Raw genomic sequence first — 17,004 nt, 5'->3', positions numbered from 1 at the left:
TTTCATTTTAATTGAAAAAAGAAGCAAACAGCCATAAATAAGGCAGCCCAATTTAGGGCTGCCAATTACCTTTTTTCAATCGCTATAATGAACGGAGGATGGTTCTGCTGATTTATAAATTGATATTGCAGGACATGAGCTATCTTCTGATCTAATTGAGTGACATATTCAAGAAGAGCATCTCTTTCGATTGCCCCTTCTTCATGACCGTGATAAACAACAAGGACGATCATTCCTTCTGGAGCCATGATGTCAAGTAGCTGTTCAATGGCAGTGATGGTTGTGTTAGGCGTGGTCACAATCGTTTTATCACCGCCAGGTAAGTAGCCTAAATTAAAAATGGCCGCTTTCACCGAACCATGATGGGTTACAGGTATACTAGCATGAACATGTTCATGTCCTTTCTCGAATAACATGACCTGTTTTGAGAGTTGATGTTCTTCTAAGCGGATTTTTGTCTTCATTAGGGCCTGTATTTGAATATCAAAACCATAGACATAACCAGTCTCGCCAACTAATTCAGCGAGAAACACCGTATCATGACCATTTCCTAATGTTCCATCGACAACAACATCCCCATGTGAGACTGCTTTTTTTAATAATTGTCTAGCAAATGGGAGAATTCCATCTAGCCTCATATTTGTGTCCTCATTTGGCTCTGGTCATAAAATTTTCCTTGCCAGCTATTTCTTCTTTTCATCTCCGCATCAATGGCATTTAAGACTTCCCATTTATTTACACTCCACATTGGACCGATCATTAATTCGATGGGGCCATCACCAGTAATTCTGTGAATAATCATTTCAGGTGGTAAAATTTCTAATTGATCACATACTAAGCTTACATAGTTATCAAATGATAAAAACTCAAGCATCCCCTTTTCGTATTGTTTTACCATTGGTGTTCCTTTTAAAAGGTGAAGAAGATGAATTTTTATTCCTTGTACATCCAGTTTTGCTACTTCACGGGCTGTTTCCATCATCATTTCGGGTGTTTCAAGGGGAAGTCCGTTAATAATATGAGTGCAAACACGGATTCCATGCTTTCTTAGCTTTTCAACCCCTTCAACATAGCATTTAAAATCATGTGCTCGATTAATAAGAAGTGCTGTTCGTTCATGGACTGTTTGCAAGCCAAGTTCTACCCATAAATAGGTTCTTTCATTAAGCTCAGCTAAATACTCAACAACATCATCAGGAAGACAATCTGGTCTTGTCGCGATGGAAAGTCCGACTACTCCTTCCTGGCTCAGTACTTTTTCGTACATCTCCCTTAAAACTTCTACAGGAGCATGTGTATTTGTAAAGGCTTGAAAATAAGCCATATACTTGCCGTCTTTCCATTTATAATGCATTTTTTCTTTAATTTCATTGAATTGTGTTTCTAAATCATCGGCCCGGTTACCAGCAAAGTCACCGGAGCCGGCCGCACTGCAAAAAGTACAGCCACCATGGGCCACAGTCCCATCACGATTAGGGCAATCAAAGCCGCCATCAAGCGCAATTTTAAAAACTTTATGTCCAAATTCATTTCGCAAATGGTAATTCCATGTATGGTAACGTTTGTCATCAGTCGCAAACGGAAAAGGATTCGTTTGATTCATCCTAGATACCTCCTAATTTAACGGAATATGAAAAACTTTTATACTTGTTCTTTTTATGCATAATATAATTCAGAACGTGCTTCTAACAATGTTTGCCGTTCCTCTTATAAGTGGTCAAGTTTCATTTGCATAAAAATAATCTTACCATGAACAGTAAAGGTTGCAAAATGTATTGGCTGCAAAAAAATTGTCAGCAATTTATTTTAGTTAAGGAATGAAAAATGGAGCAAACTATATGTTGAAGCTATATGCTTCTGACCCATCCTAAAAAAGGAGTGGAATGAATGGCAACTCGCGATTCTGTTAATGCGCTTATTCAACAATGTGAGGATGCAATCCAATTTGCTAATGATCAATTACAAGAAGGAAGAACGCAAGAACATTATAACGATGTAAGTTATACCGAAGCACTTCAATCTCTTGAAAATGCATATAATGATCTGGCAAAGCTTGCTTTAAGTGCAAATTCTGAGCAGCGTGAACAGCTTCATAGAATGAGGCTTCAGCTGCAGCAACTTCAAAACGAAATGATCACGAGTCCTCATTAAGAAGTGGAGTGAAAGTATGGTAAAGCAGCGATCAAAGCAAAACAATCCAGAACAGAAAACTCGAAATGGAATTAATAATCAAGATATAGAAGTGGGAACAGACTATGATCTTGTGAAACAGGCAAAACGGAAATATGAAAATAAAGGACAACCTGTAAAATCTAAGTTCCGTCCAGAATAGCGGAAAAAGAAAAGGCTCTAATGCGAATGGCATTAGAGCCTTTCATGTTCACAAAAGTGTCTTAATATTTGAGCTATGTCGACATCAGCTGTTATGTATTGCTACGCGTGCATTTACATCCATTTATCTAATTGAAGTTCACAAAGTGGTAAAGAACATACAGAACAACTGTGAAATATGTCACAGAATCAACTCCCCATAAAATGGTTTAAATAAGATAGAGGGAAATGAAAAAAGTTACAAAAATGGTTCTCAGAAAATAAGTTGTTTTTTTGAGAATAATTAGCTGTTACAAAATACCCCATCCAAAAAAACTTCCTAAAGTAATTTAAAAACAACACATGTGAACTTGTTCACAAAAAAGTCAAACTTTCTGTTAAAAATTGGCTTCATTGAATAATACAAACTATTGATTATTAGAAAGGACGTCAAATGATGAAAAAGCTCATCCTCTCTTGGATAGGAGTGGCTATTCTGCTCTTAAATATTCCTGGGTACTCCTATGCTGAAACAGAAAAGCCAGTTTTAAAATTGGAGGAATTAAATATACAAGTATTGCCTGAATATGCAAAGCATCCAAAGGAAAAGGATTCAAAACAGACACCTTTGCTTATTGGTTATCATGGAACACTTATGAATACAACTGATAAGCCTCAGAAAGGACAAATTGCTATCCCGCTTCCAATGAATGAGGAAAATTTTCGTATCGGATTTGCCGCAGAATATAGTCGAGATTTAACCGAGTTAAACGAAATTGAATACTCCATTGATGAAAAAACAAGCACGATTTTATGGGAAACAAAAGAAGAAATCCAACCGAATGAACCGTATAAATTTGTTATTGAATATTATACAGGCCAGTTAAAAGCAGATAAAGATAATAAATCTCTTACTTATCAATTTAAAAGCTTTTCTAATATTGGACTTGTAAGTGTTATTTTTGTAGAACCTTTAAAAACTGAAAGCTTTAAGTTAACTCCTGATGCAGATTCACATCAAGAAAATGGATACGGTATGAACTTGTTTTTGTATCAGTTTCAAGGTATGAAAGCAGATGAGATGAAGGAATTCAAGCTCGAATATAAGCGTTCAGAAACAAGAACAACGATGGAAATAATGGATGCAATGGCAGGAAACCCTGCTCATACTGAAGGGGCTGTAAAGAAAAACGAAACCCTCTCAATTTGGATTATTATTTCAGTAGTTGGTGGAATAAGTGTTTTAGCAGCTATTCTGCTTATCATTTTTATGAAAAAAGCCAAAAAACGCAATCCTGTTGCTCATAAAAGAGGGGAAAAGAAAACAGTCGATTTTGAAGCTAAGAAATCTCGACTTAGAGCTATGCTTCTTGAAGGAAGCATTACTGAAAATGAGTATAACGAATTAATAAAGAAATTAGGGGGTTAAAAAAGAATGTCAAAGAACAAAAAAATTATGTTTGGTTTAACTCTTGTTGCAGCTGCATTTATTGTTTTGTTTTTTACTACAATGCCGAGCGCCGGAAGCAAAGAAGTTTCAATAGAGGAATTACTGAAAAACAAAAACTCCTACAAAAATGAATACGTTTTGACTCAGGGGCTTCTAAACAAAGATTCCGTTGAATGGAATGCCGACAAAATTGAATTGAAATTTGAAATTTATGAGGATGGAAAAGAGGTCAGCTTACCAGTGGTTTACATGGGGGTAAAGCCAGATAATTTCTCTGATGATGTTATTGTCATCGTTGAAGGATTTCTGAAAGAAAATGGTGTGTTTGAAGCTGAGAAGGTTCAGACTAAATGTCCTTCAAAATATAAGGGAGAAGATCCAGAGAATTATGATGTGGAGATGCACAAAGAGATAAATAAAAATAAGCAAAACTAATTAGACAGGCTGGTGACATTATGTATTTAATTGGAAATATCGCACTCATACTTGGCATCGTCATTTCCTTGTACTCATTAGTTGCAAATATGATAGGGCTGAAAAGAAAAGAGCAAAAATGGCTTGAAAGTGCAAGAGGAGGAATTTTATCACTTGCATTTGTTACGAGTATTTCAACCTTTCTTTTACTATATATTCTCGGAACAAGTCAGTTTCAGTATAAATATGTGGCACAATATTCAAACGTAGATTTGCCATTAATTTATAAATTGGCTGCATTTTGGGCAGGTAACGCAGGTTCTTTATTACTTTGGACCTTTCTATTAAGTATTTATGCAGCCATAGTCGTATTAAATAAGAAAAAGCAGAATAATATGATCCCTTATGTTTCTATTATTTTGTTGTTGAATATGTTATTTTTCTACATTGTCATGGTATTGAATGCGAATCCATTTGAAATGACTGATACAATTCCAACAGATGGCAAGGGGCTCAATCCGATGCTCCAAAATCCAGGAATGATTATTCATCCAGTAACTCTTTATATGGGTTATGTTGGTTTAGCTGTACCATTTGCTTATGCAATAGCAGCATTATTAAAGAAGAATATGGATGCAGAGTGGATAAAATTAACGAGGCGTTGGACTCTGACAGCTTGGTTGTTCTTGACAATTGGAAATATAGTTGGTGGCTGGTGGGCATACCTAGAGCTAGGCTGGGGTGGCTACTGGGCTTGGGACCCGGTTGAGAATGCTTCGTTTCTACCATGGTTAACCGTTTCGGCCTTTCTACATTCGATGATGATTCAAGAGAGAAAAGGGATGTTGAGAACATGGAATTTAAGCTTAATTATTTTATCTTATATTCTATCTCTATTCGGAACATTCCTTGTTAGAAGTGGAATTTTAACGAGTGTCCACGCTTTCGGAGATAGTGATCTTGGAACGTATTTCTTAGTGTTTATGGCATTTATGATGTTATTTGCCATTTATGTTGTAGCGACTCGCTACCAGCTTATTAAAAAAGAAAGTAAGCCGATTGAAGCTTATTTTTCTAAGGAAAGTAGTTTTCTACTAAATAACTTTATCCTTGTTGGAGCTGCATTTGCAGTATTCTGGGGGACGATGTATCCACTAGTTTCAGAAGCAATAACAGGAACAAAAGTAAATGTTGGCGCCCCATATTTTAATAAAGTAATGGCTCCAATTATGTTAGCTCTTATATTGCTAATGGCAATTTGTCCACTCATTTCATGGCAAAAAGCTGTATTTGAAAGATTTTTAAAAAATACGATAGCCCCACTTTTAGTAGCGATTGTATTTGCCATCGTTCTTGTCGCAATGGGTGTTAAAGGCATTTATGCCATCATCGGCTTAACTGTTACGGTCTTTATGTTAGCTGTTCATATTGCTGAATTTTGGCGAGGCATATTAGCCCGAAGAAAGGCAACGAAGGAAGGCTTTGTAAAAGCTGCTGTCCAATTAACAAGAAAAAATCAACGTCGATATGGCGGCTACATCGTTCATATTGGTATCGCCTTAATTGCAGTCGGTGTTATCGCGTCAAATGCTTATTCTGAAGAGGTTATGAAAACAGTAAATAAAGATGAAAGCTTTAAGGTCGGAAGCTATGAATTAACGTTCGAAAGCTTGGCGGAAAAGACTAAAAATGGCAATGGGATTGTCTATGCTAATTTAGCAGTTTCATATAAAGGAAAAAATATTGGAACCATTAAACCTGAGAAGATATTTTATAGCACTTGGCCAGAGCCTTCAACAGAAATTGCAATCAAAACTAACTGGAAAGAGGATCTCTATGTTGTGCTAAGTTCATGGGAAAATACAGAAAAAATAACGGTGCTTGTAAAAATAAATCCTTTTGTCAGCTGGATATGGGTTGGAGGATTCTTCATGTTAATTGGAACTGGCATAGCGCTTATTGGTGGGAAAACTCGTGCAACCTATCGACTCGGCAGTAAGCAGGCGGGTGAACGAAAATGAAGGACTTAACTAGAAGGGATTTCATTAAGGGAACAATTGCCTTGTTAGCGTCTTTTACAATGCTTGATCTTACTTTTAACTTGATTCGTGTAAAAGCAAATGAACAGTTCACCTATAATTCTAAAGAATTCCAATCTACGATTAGTAAACTCGATATGCAAGGACATGCAGACCATGATATATCAACTTGTACGATAAAAAAAGTTTACTATGAAGAAGTGTTAGAGGCATTAAATGAAGGAAAAACAGAAGAAGAAATTTTACAGTCTTACGTTGACGAATATGGGCAGGCTGCACTAAGAACCCCAGCAACAGATGGAAGTGGAATCGTTGCATGGATCATGCCAGCAGTAGGTTTTCTCTTAGGTGCTATCGGTGTTGGTTTTGGTATTAAGAAATTAACGAATAGAAATGCTGAATCAGAAACGATTGCAGTAAAAGAGCTACCTGAAATAGAGAAGGAAATCGTTGAACAAACCTTTGAGGAAGAAAGGCGTAAGCATTTTTAAGCTAATCGTAAACATTGAGTTTGTTCTAGATTTGAAAAATGGATGGCATTTGATTTTCATTAACGGTTAGAAAATATTTGGAGCTTGTAATCTTGTAGCTTCGCTTTTCTAAGTAAAAAGGAGCGATCAAAGTGGATTATTTATACTTAATATTAGGCGCCATTATTGTCATTAGCTGCTTTTATTTTATCATTGCTCCCTTTTTTAACAGTGGAGGGAAAGCGTTAGCCTATGCTGATGGAAACGATGGTGAGCTGCCATTAGAAATGATTTATGAGGCTGTAAATGAACTGGAAATGGACTATCTTATGAAGAAAATTTCCAAGGACGATTTTGAATCGATGAAGAAACGCTATCAAGCTCTTGCAGCAGGCTATTTAACGCATGACAATCAAGTAAAAGCGAATCATCCTAGAAAAGAAACGATAGATGATGAAACAGAAAGAGAAATTCTAAAAGAACTTAGTAAATTACGGAAGCAAAAAGGGAGGGTGGAATGATGAGTAGTTTACCACCATTCCATCCAGAATGGCTTATATCTTTTTGGTTAGGCACGCCAATATTAAATAAGCTTAATCCACATATCGTCTTGCTCATTTTGTTAGCCATTGTCATAATCGTTATTTTTAGAAAAAAAAAGCAGATCCAACAGCAGCAACCAGATGATGATGAAAAGCAGTTTCAATTGCTTTTAAAAAAGAAGGCTGTCATTGAAGAACAAATGACGAAGCTAGAGATGTTAAAGAAGCGAGGAGAAGTTTCTATAGAGCAATATTCCAAAAATATTGAGGAATATAAGCAGCATCTTGATAGTGTAAAAAAAGAACTGCTTCGATTCACTTAAGAAAGAGTTGGATACTATGCTTGAATTAAAAAATATTACAAAAATTATTGGCGATAAAATTATCCTTAGAAACTTTTCATTAGCACTTGAGCGTGGAGAAAGTGTAGCCATTATCGGGCCGAATGGTGCGGGGAAAAGCACATTCTTTAAGGTTGCGGCAGGATTAATGCAGCCAACAAGTGGAGAAATCTACTTGAATGGGGAATTAGTAAAGAAAAAATCGCTCCTTTTAAGAAAAAAGATTGGTTATTTAGGACATGAGTCCTTCTTATATAATTCTCTTACTCCAGTAGAGAATCTACGTTTTTATGCAAAGCTATACAAAGTAAAAAATAGAGAAGAAAAAGTATTAGAACTGCTTAAAGCAGTTGGGCTTCACTATTTTAAAGATATCCCAATTCGTTCCTTTTCAAGAGGAATGATGCAAAGGCTGGCAATTGCAAGGGTCTTGCTTGCTGAACCTGATGTTCTCTTGCTTGATGAACCACATACGGGATTAGATCAAGAAGCAATTAGTCTTTTAAACCATCTAATTAAAGAAAAGCAAAATAATGGAATTGCCATCCTCTTAATCTCTCATGATTTTGAACAAGTGATAAGTATTAGTGATAAAGCACTTGTTTTAAATAAAGGCAAAATCGTTGATTATCAAAATATTGAAAGAGAAAAGGGATTAGTAGCACTAAAGGAATGGTATGACGAGGCGGTGAGTGGAAAATGATCACAGTCCTGTCTGACGCACTGATTATTGCAGGGAAAGATTTACGGAATGAGTTGAAATCAAAGCAAATGATTGGGATGATGATCATCTTTTCCAGCCTTGTCATTCTTATCTTCAGCTTTGCCTTTGATCCGACTAATAATACAGTAAGAGCCATTATCCCTGGATTAATTTGGGTGATTACGATTTTTTCAGGATTGCTTGGGCTTAATCGTTCATTTTTGGCAGAAAACGAAAATGATAGCTTAACTGGTTTAAGAGTTGCGCCAATTGATTCTGCTAGTATTTATCTTGGGAAGGTAATGGCTAACTTTATTCTTGTTGCAATCGTCCAAGTAATTAGCATTCCGGTATTATTCATTTTATTTGACTATCGATTTAATGGCAAAATGATTTGGTTTCTACTGATTGTCTTTGTTGCAACTCTCGGATTTATTATTGTCGGTACGTTTTTAGCTGCATTAGCAGCAAATGCAAAAAATAGTGAAATGCTGCTTCCGGTTTTATTATTGCCTTTACTTAGTCCTTTAATGATTGCAGCTGTTCAAGCGACAAAGGTTGTCCTTGGTCAAGATGGAATTGAGGATGCGATTTCTTGGTTCCAGCTAATGGTTGGTTATGATTTGCTATTCTTTGCAGCGTGCTTCTTTTTATTCGAATATTTAATGGAGGGATCCTGATGAAACAACAGTCTGCAATAATCGACCGCATATTATTTGCACTGCTTGTACCTGCATTTTTCATTGCTTTATATCTTGTGTTTATTTGGTCGCCAATTGAAAAAACAATGGGCGTAAGCCAAAAGATTTTCTACTTTCATGTCGGATGTGCGTGGGTCTCGTTTTTAGCCTTCTTCGTAGTTGGGGTTTATAGTGTGATGATATTAAAAAAACCAACTGAATCGCGTTTTATTTATGCAGGCGTCTCTGCAGAAATTGGGGTCTTATTTACAACAGTTGCACTAATCTCTGGAATGATTTGGGGAAAATCAGCATGGAATACTTGGTGGACTTGGGAACCAAGATTAGTTACTACGTTAATCCTGTGGTTTATCTATGTTGCTTATTTATTCGTTAGGAAAATGGAAGGCTCATGGGAAAAGATTGCTAGACTATCTGCAGTTTTTGGCATAATCGGCTGTATTAACGTACCAATTGTGTTTATGGCTATCCGTTGGTGGAATACGAAGCTTCATCCGGTCGTGTTTGGCGATGGAAAGAATCAGAAGGGCGGCGGAATTGAGCCTGAAATGCTCATTACACTATTATTCAGCATTGCAACCATCACCTTGCTCTATGTTTTCTTACTGCGAAAAGGTGGAGAAATTGAAAAAATGCGTTTAGTAGTAAAAAAAGCAAAAGCGAAAGTAATCGAAAAATTAGCAAGCTAAATCGAAAAGCTTCGGCAGCTGCTGCCGAAGCTAGATATAAACGAGGAGGAGAAAGCAATGACCTATTTATTTGCAGCTTACACAGTGATTTGGGGTTTATTAGCTGGATACATTTTTGTTCTTGGAAAACGTCAAAAGGATCTGAAAAAGGAAATTCAAATTCTTGAAGATTGGAAGTCAGAACAATAAAAAGCAGGTGAGAGTATATGAGAAAAAAACTCGTCCCAATTATCGTCATCGTTTTTGTTGTTGGAATACTAGCTCTTCTTGTCAATGGACTAGGTGGTAAAGTATCTGCAAATCCAGGTGATGAAGCAATTGAATTTACCTTAAAGGATATGGAAGGTAAACAGATAAAGTTATCTGATTATCGAGGGAAAATGGTTGTATTGAATTTCTTCGCTACTTGGTGTCAGCCTTGTATTGATGAAGCACCAGAGTTAGAGGCATTTGGAGCAGACTACAAAAATGCAGAGCTTCTCATAATTGCAAAAGGTGAGACAACAAAGCGAATGGAAAAATATATTGCAGAATCAAATTCTAAACTTCACTATTTGCTTGATACGAAAGAGGAAGTTTCAAAGGATTACAGTGTAATTGGCCAGCCTGAAACAATCATCATCGATGAAAACGGTGTTATTGTTGAGAGGTTTACGGGTCCAACTACAAAGAAAAACTTAATAGAACTGATAGAAAATATTCACAATTCCCAGGATTAAAGTGCTGTTATCAGCATTTTAATATATATGGCTATTTCTTAAAAAATATTTTTGGAACTAGCGATTTTTTCAATAGGGGGAGGTGAAAAAAATGTTAAAAAAGATTTTCTCCATAGACAAAAAACTTTTACTTGTAGTAGGTGTGTTTGTTGGAATTATTATTTCTGTTGTTTCGGTGAAAACACTGGCATATACAGATTCTGCTGATTTCTGTAGCAGCTGTCATATTATGACACAGGTTCATGACTCATTCGCCGATTCTACGCATGCGAAATTAGCTTGTAGTGATTGTCACTTGCCTCATGACACAATTGTAAATAAGTATACGAATAAGGCAAAGGCGGGAATTGGTCACGTTTACTATAATACGTTAGGTTCAGACAAAATTCCTGAAGTATTACATGCGACAACCAATTCACAAGAGGTTATCAACCAAAACTGTATTGATTGCCATGAATCTACATTGAAAAATGTGTCACATGATGCGAAAGACAGCTGTTCAAGCTGCCATCAGGCAATCCCACATGGCAAAGGATTTAAAACAGAAGATTACTTTAAACCACCAAAATCTGGTGAGCTTTTAGAAACTAAGGGAGGTTCGATGAACAATGGCTAGGAATTATCGATGGGCATTTTTTCTCCTGGCTGCTGTCATGTTAATTGTTTCAGGCTGTTCAAGCAAGGATAATGCTACTTCAGCTGATGCTGGAAAAACAGGCCTGTCCAAAGACGAAATTAGCAATGAAGCGTTTAAAGATTTATTCCCGCTTCATTATGACAGCTACATGAAAAATGCAGATGATACAGTAGATACAAAATATAGTGGTTCAGTAAAAAGGTCAAAATACGACCATGATAAAGAACCATATTTACCGATTTTATTTAATGGATATGGATTTGCTTTAGACTACAATGAGGACCGTGGACACGTTTATGCAAACGAAGATATTCGTACAACATTACGAATTACAGATAAATCAATTGGTTCTTGTTTAACATGTAAATCAACTGCGGTTCCACAACTAATAGAAGAATTAGGCGATGATTATTGGGGTGGAAGCTTTAATGATCTCGTATGGCCAAAAGCAGAAGCAATGGGACATTCCCCAATTGGCTGTTCAGACTGTCATGATCCAGAAACAATGGATCTTCGCATTACACGTCCAAGCTTAGTAAAAGGTTTGGCATCTCAAGGTATTGACGTTGCAAATGCAACAAAAAATGATATGAGAAACTATGTATGTGCACAATGTCACGTGGAATATTATTTTGCACCATCAAACGGTGAAGTTACATTCCCTTGGGCAGAAGGTTTTAAACCAGAAAATATGTACGAATACTATGAAACAACTGGTAAAGAAACAGGCTTTAATCAAGACTGGGTTCATAATGTTTCAGGTACACCAATGTTAAAAGCACAACACCCTGACTTCGAAACACATATTGAAGGCCCTCACGGGAAAGCAGGCGTAACATGTGCAGACTGTCATATGCCATATGAGCGTGCAGATGGCAAAAAGAAAATTAGCTCACACTGGTGGCAATCACCACTTAAGACAATGGAAAAATCTTGTGGAACTTGCCATAGCAATCGTGATTTAGATGAATTAAAAGAGCGTGTTACTGGCATTCAAGATACTCATATGAGAGCATTGCATTCAGCCGAAGATATCTCCATCTCAGCACACTATTATGTAAATAAAATGATTACTTCTGGAATTAGTGAAGAGAAGATTAAAGAAGCACAAGAGCATGTCCGTAAAGGTCAATGGTTCTGGGATATTATTGCTGCAGAAAGTGCTGCTGGTTTCCACAACCCTCAAGGTGCACTCGATTCACTGAAAACATCTAGTGATGAGTCTAATAAAGCAATTCAAATTGCTACAGAGGAACTTGTTAAAAACGGTGTAAATTTAGAAGAATTAAAAGCAGAAATAGAAAAAGCGAAGAAGGCTGTTTATGATGAGAAAGAAAATACGAAGAAGCGTGAACACGCTTTAAATTCATATTTCCCTGCTCAACAGCCTGCTCCAAAAAAATAAACCAACAGACGAAAACACTGTACAAATAATCATTTGTATGGTGTTTTCTTTTATATTGTGACAAGATTATGAATGTCTGTCAATGAATCAGCTTCATATTTTGAAAGGAATTCTTCCTATCCATCTTTAAAATTCATATTATGATAATTTTTTTTTGTGATTAATATTATAGAAGTATTATGTATTTTCTGTATATATTATTTTAGGTTTTTATCTATTGCAAGCTCGATAAAAAAGACATAAAATTATTTGGGAACTCGAAATAAGCAGCTAACTCCTGCTTTAAATTATACGAGCTACTGTGACTTATTCTGATATTTAGTGCACGAAATAAGTCCATTTAGCTTAATAGTAAAGGAGCGTTTTTCATGCCACGTGCCTTATGGCTTTTAATTATAGGGATGGCAGTGAATGTAACAGGCTCTTCTTTTTTATGGCCTTTAAATACAATCTATATTCACGATCATTTAGGAAAATCTTTATCAGTTGCTGGGATTGTTCTCATGTTGAATTCTGGGGCAACAGTTATCGGAAATTTATATGGGGGTATCCTTTTCGATAAGATCGGAGGATATAAATCAGTTCTGCTTGGAATTGGCATTACGGTTTCTGCATTAATTTGCTTAACTTTTTGGCATGGCTGGCCAACCTATGTTATCTTTTTGACAATTATCGGTTTTGGCTCAGGCATTATTTTTCCCTCTATGTATGCAATGGCTGGGTCCGTATGGAAGGAAGGCGGAAGAAAGCCATTTAACGCAATGTATGTTGCGCAAAATCTTGGTGTAGCTATCGGCTCAGCACTTGGCGGCTTTGTTGCCTCTTATTCTTTTCAGCTTATCTTTATTGCTAATACGTTCATGTTTATCATTTTTCTCCTCATTGCATTTTGGGGGTACAGAGGAATTGAAGCTGATTCAATATCACATTCTTCCGTTTTACAAGAGAAACGAGCAGTTAAAGACCATACTAAGCTATATGCTTTATTAATAGTATGTACAGGTTATTTATTATGTTGGGTGGGGTATGTTCAATGGCAGACGACCATTGCAGCATTTACCCAAGAGATTAATATTTCTTTAAGACAATATAGTCTACTTTGGACAGTTAACGGAGCATTAATTGTACTTGGACAGCCTCTCGTAAGCTTCTTTGTACGCGGTATTAAATCTTTGAAGACTCAGATTAATGTCGGAATCATTATTTTTATTGTTTCGTTTGCTGTTATTGCGAAGGCGGAACATTTCACTGCTTTTCTGGCTGCAATGATCATTTTAACGATCGGCGAAATGCTCGTATGGCCTGCTATTCCAACTATTGCCAATGATCTAGCCCCTAAAGGAAAAGAAGGTTTTTATCAAGGAATCGTGAACAGTACAGCAACAGGTGGACGCATGGTTGGGCCATTGCTTGGAGGAATTTTAGTTGATCTATATGGGATGTCAATCCTTTTTATCATTATTATTGGATTACTTCTCATTTCTATATTTACGACCATTTTCTATGACAAAAAAATAAAGAAAAAGAAAGAATTAGCGTCAGCATCTTAGTTCACATTTATGACTAAAATGCATAGTATAGAGATAAAATTTTCAGTCTGAAGGGTCACTTGCATCTTTGTGGGAAATTTTATACAATAGCACTAATCAATAAAGGCTTGATAATGTTTGCGAAATAGTGATGTAATAAAGCGATTCATCTGTTTTCTCATTTTCTTAAATAACTGCAAAAAAATGTACAAAGTTTTAACTTTGGAATATAAATACGATGTGCTACGAAAAGGAGTAGTAGTGATTGTTAAGCCCGTTTTTAGAGAGCTGACGGATGGTGCAAGTCAGTCGGGCACGTCATGAACTCGCCTTTGAGCTGCAAGTGTGAACAATGAGTAATACTTGCCGTTTTCCGCGTTAAGGATAATGAAGCGAGTGACATTGTCACTAATGTGGGTGGTACCGCGGGAGATTCATACATAATCCTCTCGTCCCTTTTGGGGATGAGAGTTTTTTTATTTTTGATTAGGATTAGGAGGAAAATGAAATGAATTTCAATCATCAAGAGATTGAAAAGAAGTGGCAAAATGTTTGGGAAGAAAATAAAACATTTAAAACGAGTGAGGAGAAGGGTAAGCGTAAATTTTACGCGTTAGATATGTTTCCATATCCATCAGGTGCAGGTCTTCATGTTGGTCACCCAGAAGGCATGACAGCTACCGATATTGTTTCCCGGATGAAACGGATGCAAGGGTATAATGTCCTCCATCCTATGGGCTGGGATGCATTCGGACTTCCAGCTGAGCAATATGCGCTTGATACAGGAAATGACCCAGCTGAATTTACCGAGAAGAACATTAATACATTCCGTCGTCAAATTAAGGAACTTGGCTTTTCATATGATTGGGACCGAGAAGTGGATACAACGGCTCCTGAGTATTACAAATGGACACAGTGGATTTTTATTAAGCTTTATGAAATGGGGCTTGCTTATATTGATGAAGTCGCTGTGAACTGGTGTCCCGCTCTTGGAACCGTTTTAGCAAATGAGGAAGTTATTGATGGGAAGAGTGAGCGTGGCGGCCATCCAGTTGAACGTCGCCCAATGAGACAGTGGGTATTAAAGATTACTAAATATGCCGACCGTCTACTAGAGGATCTAGATTTACTCGATTGGCCAGACAGCCTTAAAGAAATGCAGCGTAATTGGATCGGTCGTTCAGAAGGGGCAGAAGTAGCCTTCCAAATTGAAGGACATGATGATACGTTTACTGTTTTTACAACTCGTCCGGATACTCTATTTGGAGCAACATATGCTGTGTTAGCCCCTGAGCATGATTTAGTTGATAAAATTACAACAGCTGAGCAAAAGGAAGCAGTTACTGCTTATATTGATAAAATTAAAAGTAAAAGTGATCTTGAAAGAACAGACTTAGCAAAAGAAAAAACAGGCGTTTTTACGGGTGCCTATGCAATAAACCCTGCAAATAACGAACGTATGCCAATATGGATTGCCGATTATGTGTTAGCTAGCTATGGAACTGGTGCCATTATGGCAGTTCCAGGCCATGATGAACGAGATTATGATTTTGCAAAGAAATTTGAACTTCCAATTGTTGAAGTGGTTGCTGGAGGAAATATAGAAAAGGAAGCATACACTGGTGACGGAGAGCACGTAAACTCAGGATTCCTAAACGGCTTAAATAAAGAAGAAGCAATTGGAAAAATGATTTCTTGGTTGGAAGAAAAGGGCGTAGGAACGAAGAAAGTTACTTACCGTTTACGCGACTGGCTATTTAGCCGCCAACGTTATTGGGGTGAACCAATTCCTATCATTCATTGGGAAGATGGAACAATGTCAGCTTTACCTATAGAAGAACTTCCACTTCTATTGCCTAAAACAACAGAAATTAAACCATCTGGTACAGGAGAATCTCCACTTGCGAATATTGAGAAGTGGGTCAATGTTGTGGATCCTGTGACAGGTAAAAAAGGCCGTCGGGAAACGAATACAATGCCACAATGGGCAGGAAGCTGCTGGTACTATTTACGCTATATTGATCCACATAATTCTGAGGCATTGGCAGATGCCGAAAAATTAAGAGAATGGCTTCCAGTCGATATTTATATCGGTGGTGCTGAGCATGCAGTTCTACATCTTCTATATGCTCGTTTCTGGCATAAGGTTTTATATGATATTGGGGTTGTTCATACGAAGGAACCATTCCAAAAGCTGTTTAATCAAGGAATGATTCTTGGAGAAGGAAACGAAAAAATGAGTAAATCTAAAGGGAATGTTGTGAACCCTGATGATATTATTCATAGTCATGGTGCTGATACTTTACGTCTTTATGAAATGTTCATGGGACCGTTAGACGCATCTATTGCATGGTCAACAAATGGCTTAGATGGCTCAAGAAGATTCCTAGACCGAATTTGGAGACTATTTATTGAAGAAAATGGGGAAATCAACCCAAAAATTCAAGAAACAGAAGATGTAAGCAGTCTAGAAAAAGTTTATCACCAAACAGTGAAAAAGGTTACAGAAGACTATGAGGGACTACGCTTCAATACAGCTATTTCACAAATGATGGTGTTTATTAATGAAGCTTATAAAGCGACAGTCCTTCCTAAGCACTTTATGGCAGGATTCGTAAAATTATTATCACCCATAACACCTCATATCGCAGAGGAGCTTTGGGAAAAGCTTGGCTTTAATGATACGATTACGTATGAATCATGGCCTGCCTATGATGAAGCGAAATTAGTCGATGATGAAGTAGAAATTGTCATCCAAATTAACGGGAAGGTAAAAGCAAAACTTCGTGTTCCATCAGATGCTAAAAAGGATGTCCTTGAAAAAATTGCGATGGAAGATGACAAAGTAAAAGAGCAAATTGACGGAAAAACAATCCGTAAAGTCATTGCAGTTCCTGGAAAACTAGTTAATATCGTAGCGAACTAGAAAAGCGGAGGCGCCTCGCCCAGGGGCGACAAGCATAAGGCAAGCCAGCGAGAAGGTTGTTCTTTAACCTACTTGATGGCTTGACTTATGACCTCCGACGCACAGGACGTGCTAGTGCCGACGTTGCAA

The 17,004-nt window shown here is 37.0% G+C and carries 19 protein-coding genes and 1 other annotated feature; of the genes, 17 read left to right on the top strand and 2 right to left on the bottom strand.

Translation table 11 applies throughout. From position 1 onward, the window contains the following. Positions 1–65: 65 nt before the first annotated feature. Positions 66–638, bottom strand: a complete 573-nt coding sequence (gene mnmM, locus KDN24_RS20285; protein WP_409973105.1) for a tRNA 5-(aminomethyl)-2-thiouridylate-methyltransferase MnmM — start codon at positions 636–638, stop codon at positions 66–68. Then, positions 635–1,603 carry a tRNA modification radical SAM protein MnmL/YtqA gene (gene mnmL / locus KDN24_RS20280; RefSeq protein ID WP_409973104.1) on the bottom strand — a complete coding sequence of 323 codons (969 nt, stop codon included), beginning with the start codon at positions 1,601–1,603 and terminating at the stop codon, positions 635–637. The genes mnmM and mnmL overlap by 4 nt, the downstream gene beginning before the upstream one ends. A 284-nt stretch (positions 1,604–1,887) precedes the next feature. Between mnmL and KDN24_RS20275 the strand changes: the two genes are divergently transcribed. The 17 genes from KDN24_RS20275 (at position 1,888) to leuS (ending at position 16,875) form a co-directional block, all read left to right on the top strand. Further along, positions 1,888–2,151, top strand: a complete 264-nt coding sequence (locus tag KDN24_RS20275; protein ID WP_409973103.1) for a YtzC family protein — start codon at positions 1,888–1,890, stop codon at positions 2,149–2,151. 16 nt (positions 2,152–2,167) lie between these two features. Then, entirely contained in the window at positions 2,168–2,332 is a 165-nt protein-coding gene (locus KDN24_RS20270) for a glycogen biosynthesis protein GlgD (protein ID WP_409973102.1), read from the top strand. 435 nt (positions 2,333–2,767) lie between these two features. Further along, entirely contained in the window at positions 2,768–3,739 is a 972-nt protein-coding gene (locus KDN24_RS20265; protein WP_409973101.1) for a hypothetical protein, read from the top strand. Between the two features lie 6 nt (positions 3,740–3,745). Beyond that, positions 3,746–4,195, top strand: a complete 450-nt coding sequence (locus KDN24_RS20260; RefSeq protein ID WP_409973100.1) for a cytochrome c maturation protein CcmE — start codon at positions 3,746–3,748, stop codon at positions 4,193–4,195. Positions 4,196–4,215: 20 nt separating this feature from the next. Further along, entirely contained in the window at positions 4,216–6,195 is a 1,980-nt protein-coding gene (locus tag KDN24_RS20255) for a heme lyase CcmF/NrfE family subunit (protein WP_409973099.1), read from the top strand. Next, entirely contained in the window at positions 6,192–6,704 is a 513-nt protein-coding gene (locus KDN24_RS20250) for a cytochrome c-type biogenesis protein CcmH (RefSeq protein ID WP_409973098.1), read from the top strand. The genes KDN24_RS20255 and KDN24_RS20250 overlap by 4 nt, the downstream gene beginning before the upstream one ends. A gap of 131 nt (positions 6,705–6,835) precedes the next feature. Further along, a complete protein-coding gene (locus KDN24_RS20245) occupies positions 6,836–7,204 on the top strand; it encodes a hypothetical protein (protein ID WP_409973097.1) in 369 nt (122 codons plus the stop codon). Continuing rightward, positions 7,204–7,548, top strand: a complete 345-nt coding sequence (locus tag KDN24_RS20240) for a hypothetical protein (protein WP_409973096.1) — start codon at positions 7,204–7,206, stop codon at positions 7,546–7,548. Before KDN24_RS20245 ends, KDN24_RS20240 begins: the two co-directional genes overlap by 1 nt. Before the next feature lie 16 nt (positions 7,549–7,564). Further along, positions 7,565–8,269, top strand: coding sequence for a heme ABC exporter ATP-binding protein CcmA (gene ccmA / locus KDN24_RS20235; protein ID WP_409973095.1), 705 nt, complete (start codon positions 7,565–7,567; stop codon positions 8,267–8,269). Further along, positions 8,266–8,949, top strand: coding sequence for a heme exporter protein CcmB (locus tag KDN24_RS20230; protein WP_409973094.1), 684 nt, complete (start codon positions 8,266–8,268; stop codon positions 8,947–8,949). The genes ccmA and KDN24_RS20230 overlap by 4 nt, the downstream gene beginning before the upstream one ends. Further along, positions 8,949–9,659 (top strand): cytochrome c biogenesis protein, encoded by a 711-nt coding sequence (locus tag KDN24_RS20225; RefSeq protein WP_409973093.1) that lies wholly within the window; start codon positions 8,949–8,951, stop codon positions 9,657–9,659. Before KDN24_RS20230 ends, KDN24_RS20225 begins: the two co-directional genes overlap by 1 nt. 57 nt (positions 9,660–9,716) lie before the next feature. After that, complete coding sequence (locus KDN24_RS20220) at positions 9,717–9,848, top strand: CcmD family protein (RefSeq protein WP_409973092.1); 132 nt, start codon at positions 9,717–9,719, stop codon at positions 9,846–9,848. 17 nt (positions 9,849–9,865) lie between these two features. Beyond that, positions 9,866–10,378, top strand: a complete 513-nt coding sequence (locus KDN24_RS20215; RefSeq protein ID WP_409973091.1) for a TlpA family protein disulfide reductase — start codon at positions 9,866–9,868, stop codon at positions 10,376–10,378. A gap of 91 nt (positions 10,379–10,469) precedes the next feature. Then, positions 10,470–10,994: a cytochrome c3 family protein gene (locus KDN24_RS20210; protein WP_491348134.1), complete on the top strand. Its 525-nt coding sequence runs from the start codon at positions 10,470–10,472 to the stop codon at positions 10,992–10,994. After that, complete coding sequence (locus tag KDN24_RS20205; protein ID WP_409973089.1) at positions 10,987–12,420, top strand: ammonia-forming cytochrome c nitrite reductase subunit c552; 1,434 nt, start codon at positions 10,987–10,989, stop codon at positions 12,418–12,420. Before KDN24_RS20210 ends, KDN24_RS20205 begins: the two co-directional genes overlap by 8 nt. A 368-nt stretch (positions 12,421–12,788) precedes the next feature. After that, positions 12,789–13,970, top strand: coding sequence for an MDR family MFS transporter (locus tag KDN24_RS20200; RefSeq protein ID WP_409973088.1), 1,182 nt, complete (start codon positions 12,789–12,791; stop codon positions 13,968–13,970). A 215-nt stretch (positions 13,971–14,185) separates the two neighbouring features. Further along, positions 14,186–14,409: a binding site (T-box leader), on the top strand. Between the two features lie 48 nt (positions 14,410–14,457). Beyond that, entirely contained in the window at positions 14,458–16,875 is a 2,418-nt protein-coding gene (gene leuS, locus KDN24_RS20195) for a leucine--tRNA ligase (protein WP_409973087.1), read from the top strand. Positions 16,876–17,004: the final 129 nt, after the last annotated feature.

Source organism: Cytobacillus sp. Bva_UNVM-123 (assembly GCF_046351715.2).
Taxonomy (GTDB): domain Bacteria; phylum Bacillota; class Bacilli; order Bacillales; family Cytobacillaceae; genus Cytobacillus.
This window is presented reverse-complemented; position numbering and strand designations above follow the sequence as displayed.

Bases quoted from the DNA above. Each gene is read 5' to 3' on its own strand.
- mnmM (WP_409973105.1), bottom strand. From the start codon at position 638: ATGAGGCTAGATGGAATTCTCCCATTTGCTAGACAATTATTAAAAAAA.
- mnmL (WP_409973104.1), bottom strand. From the start codon at position 1,603: ATGAATCAAACGAATCCTTTTCCGTTTGCGACTGATGACAAACGTTAC.
- KDN24_RS20275 (WP_409973103.1), top strand. From the start codon at position 1,888: ATGGCAACTCGCGATTCTGTTAATGCGCTTATTCAACAATGTGAGGAT.
- KDN24_RS20270 (WP_409973102.1), top strand. From the start codon at position 2,168: ATGGTAAAGCAGCGATCAAAGCAAAACAATCCAGAACAGAAAACTCGA.
- KDN24_RS20265 (WP_409973101.1), top strand. From the start codon at position 2,768: ATGAAAAAGCTCATCCTCTCTTGGATAGGAGTGGCTATTCTGCTCTTA.
- KDN24_RS20260 (WP_409973100.1), top strand. From the start codon at position 3,746: ATGTCAAAGAACAAAAAAATTATGTTTGGTTTAACTCTTGTTGCAGCT.
- KDN24_RS20255 (WP_409973099.1), top strand. From the start codon at position 4,216: ATGTATTTAATTGGAAATATCGCACTCATACTTGGCATCGTCATTTCC.
- KDN24_RS20250 (WP_409973098.1), top strand. From the start codon at position 6,192: ATGAAGGACTTAACTAGAAGGGATTTCATTAAGGGAACAATTGCCTTG.
- KDN24_RS20240 (WP_409973096.1), top strand. From the start codon at position 7,204: ATGAGTAGTTTACCACCATTCCATCCAGAATGGCTTATATCTTTTTGG.
- ccmA (WP_409973095.1), top strand. From the start codon at position 7,565: ATGCTTGAATTAAAAAATATTACAAAAATTATTGGCGATAAAATTATC.
- KDN24_RS20230 (WP_409973094.1), top strand. From the start codon at position 8,266: ATGATCACAGTCCTGTCTGACGCACTGATTATTGCAGGGAAAGATTTA.
- KDN24_RS20225 (WP_409973093.1), top strand. From the start codon at position 8,949: ATGAAACAACAGTCTGCAATAATCGACCGCATATTATTTGCACTGCTT.
- KDN24_RS20220 (WP_409973092.1), top strand. From the start codon at position 9,717: ATGACCTATTTATTTGCAGCTTACACAGTGATTTGGGGTTTATTAGCT.
- KDN24_RS20215 (WP_409973091.1), top strand. From the start codon at position 9,866: ATGAGAAAAAAACTCGTCCCAATTATCGTCATCGTTTTTGTTGTTGGA.
- KDN24_RS20210 (WP_491348134.1), top strand. From the start codon at position 10,470: ATGTTAAAAAAGATTTTCTCCATAGACAAAAAACTTTTACTTGTAGTA.
- KDN24_RS20205 (WP_409973089.1), top strand. From the start codon at position 10,987: ATGGCTAGGAATTATCGATGGGCATTTTTTCTCCTGGCTGCTGTCATG.
- KDN24_RS20200 (WP_409973088.1), top strand. From the start codon at position 12,789: ATGCCACGTGCCTTATGGCTTTTAATTATAGGGATGGCAGTGAATGTA.
- leuS (WP_409973087.1), top strand. From the start codon at position 14,458: ATGAATTTCAATCATCAAGAGATTGAAAAGAAGTGGCAAAATGTTTGG.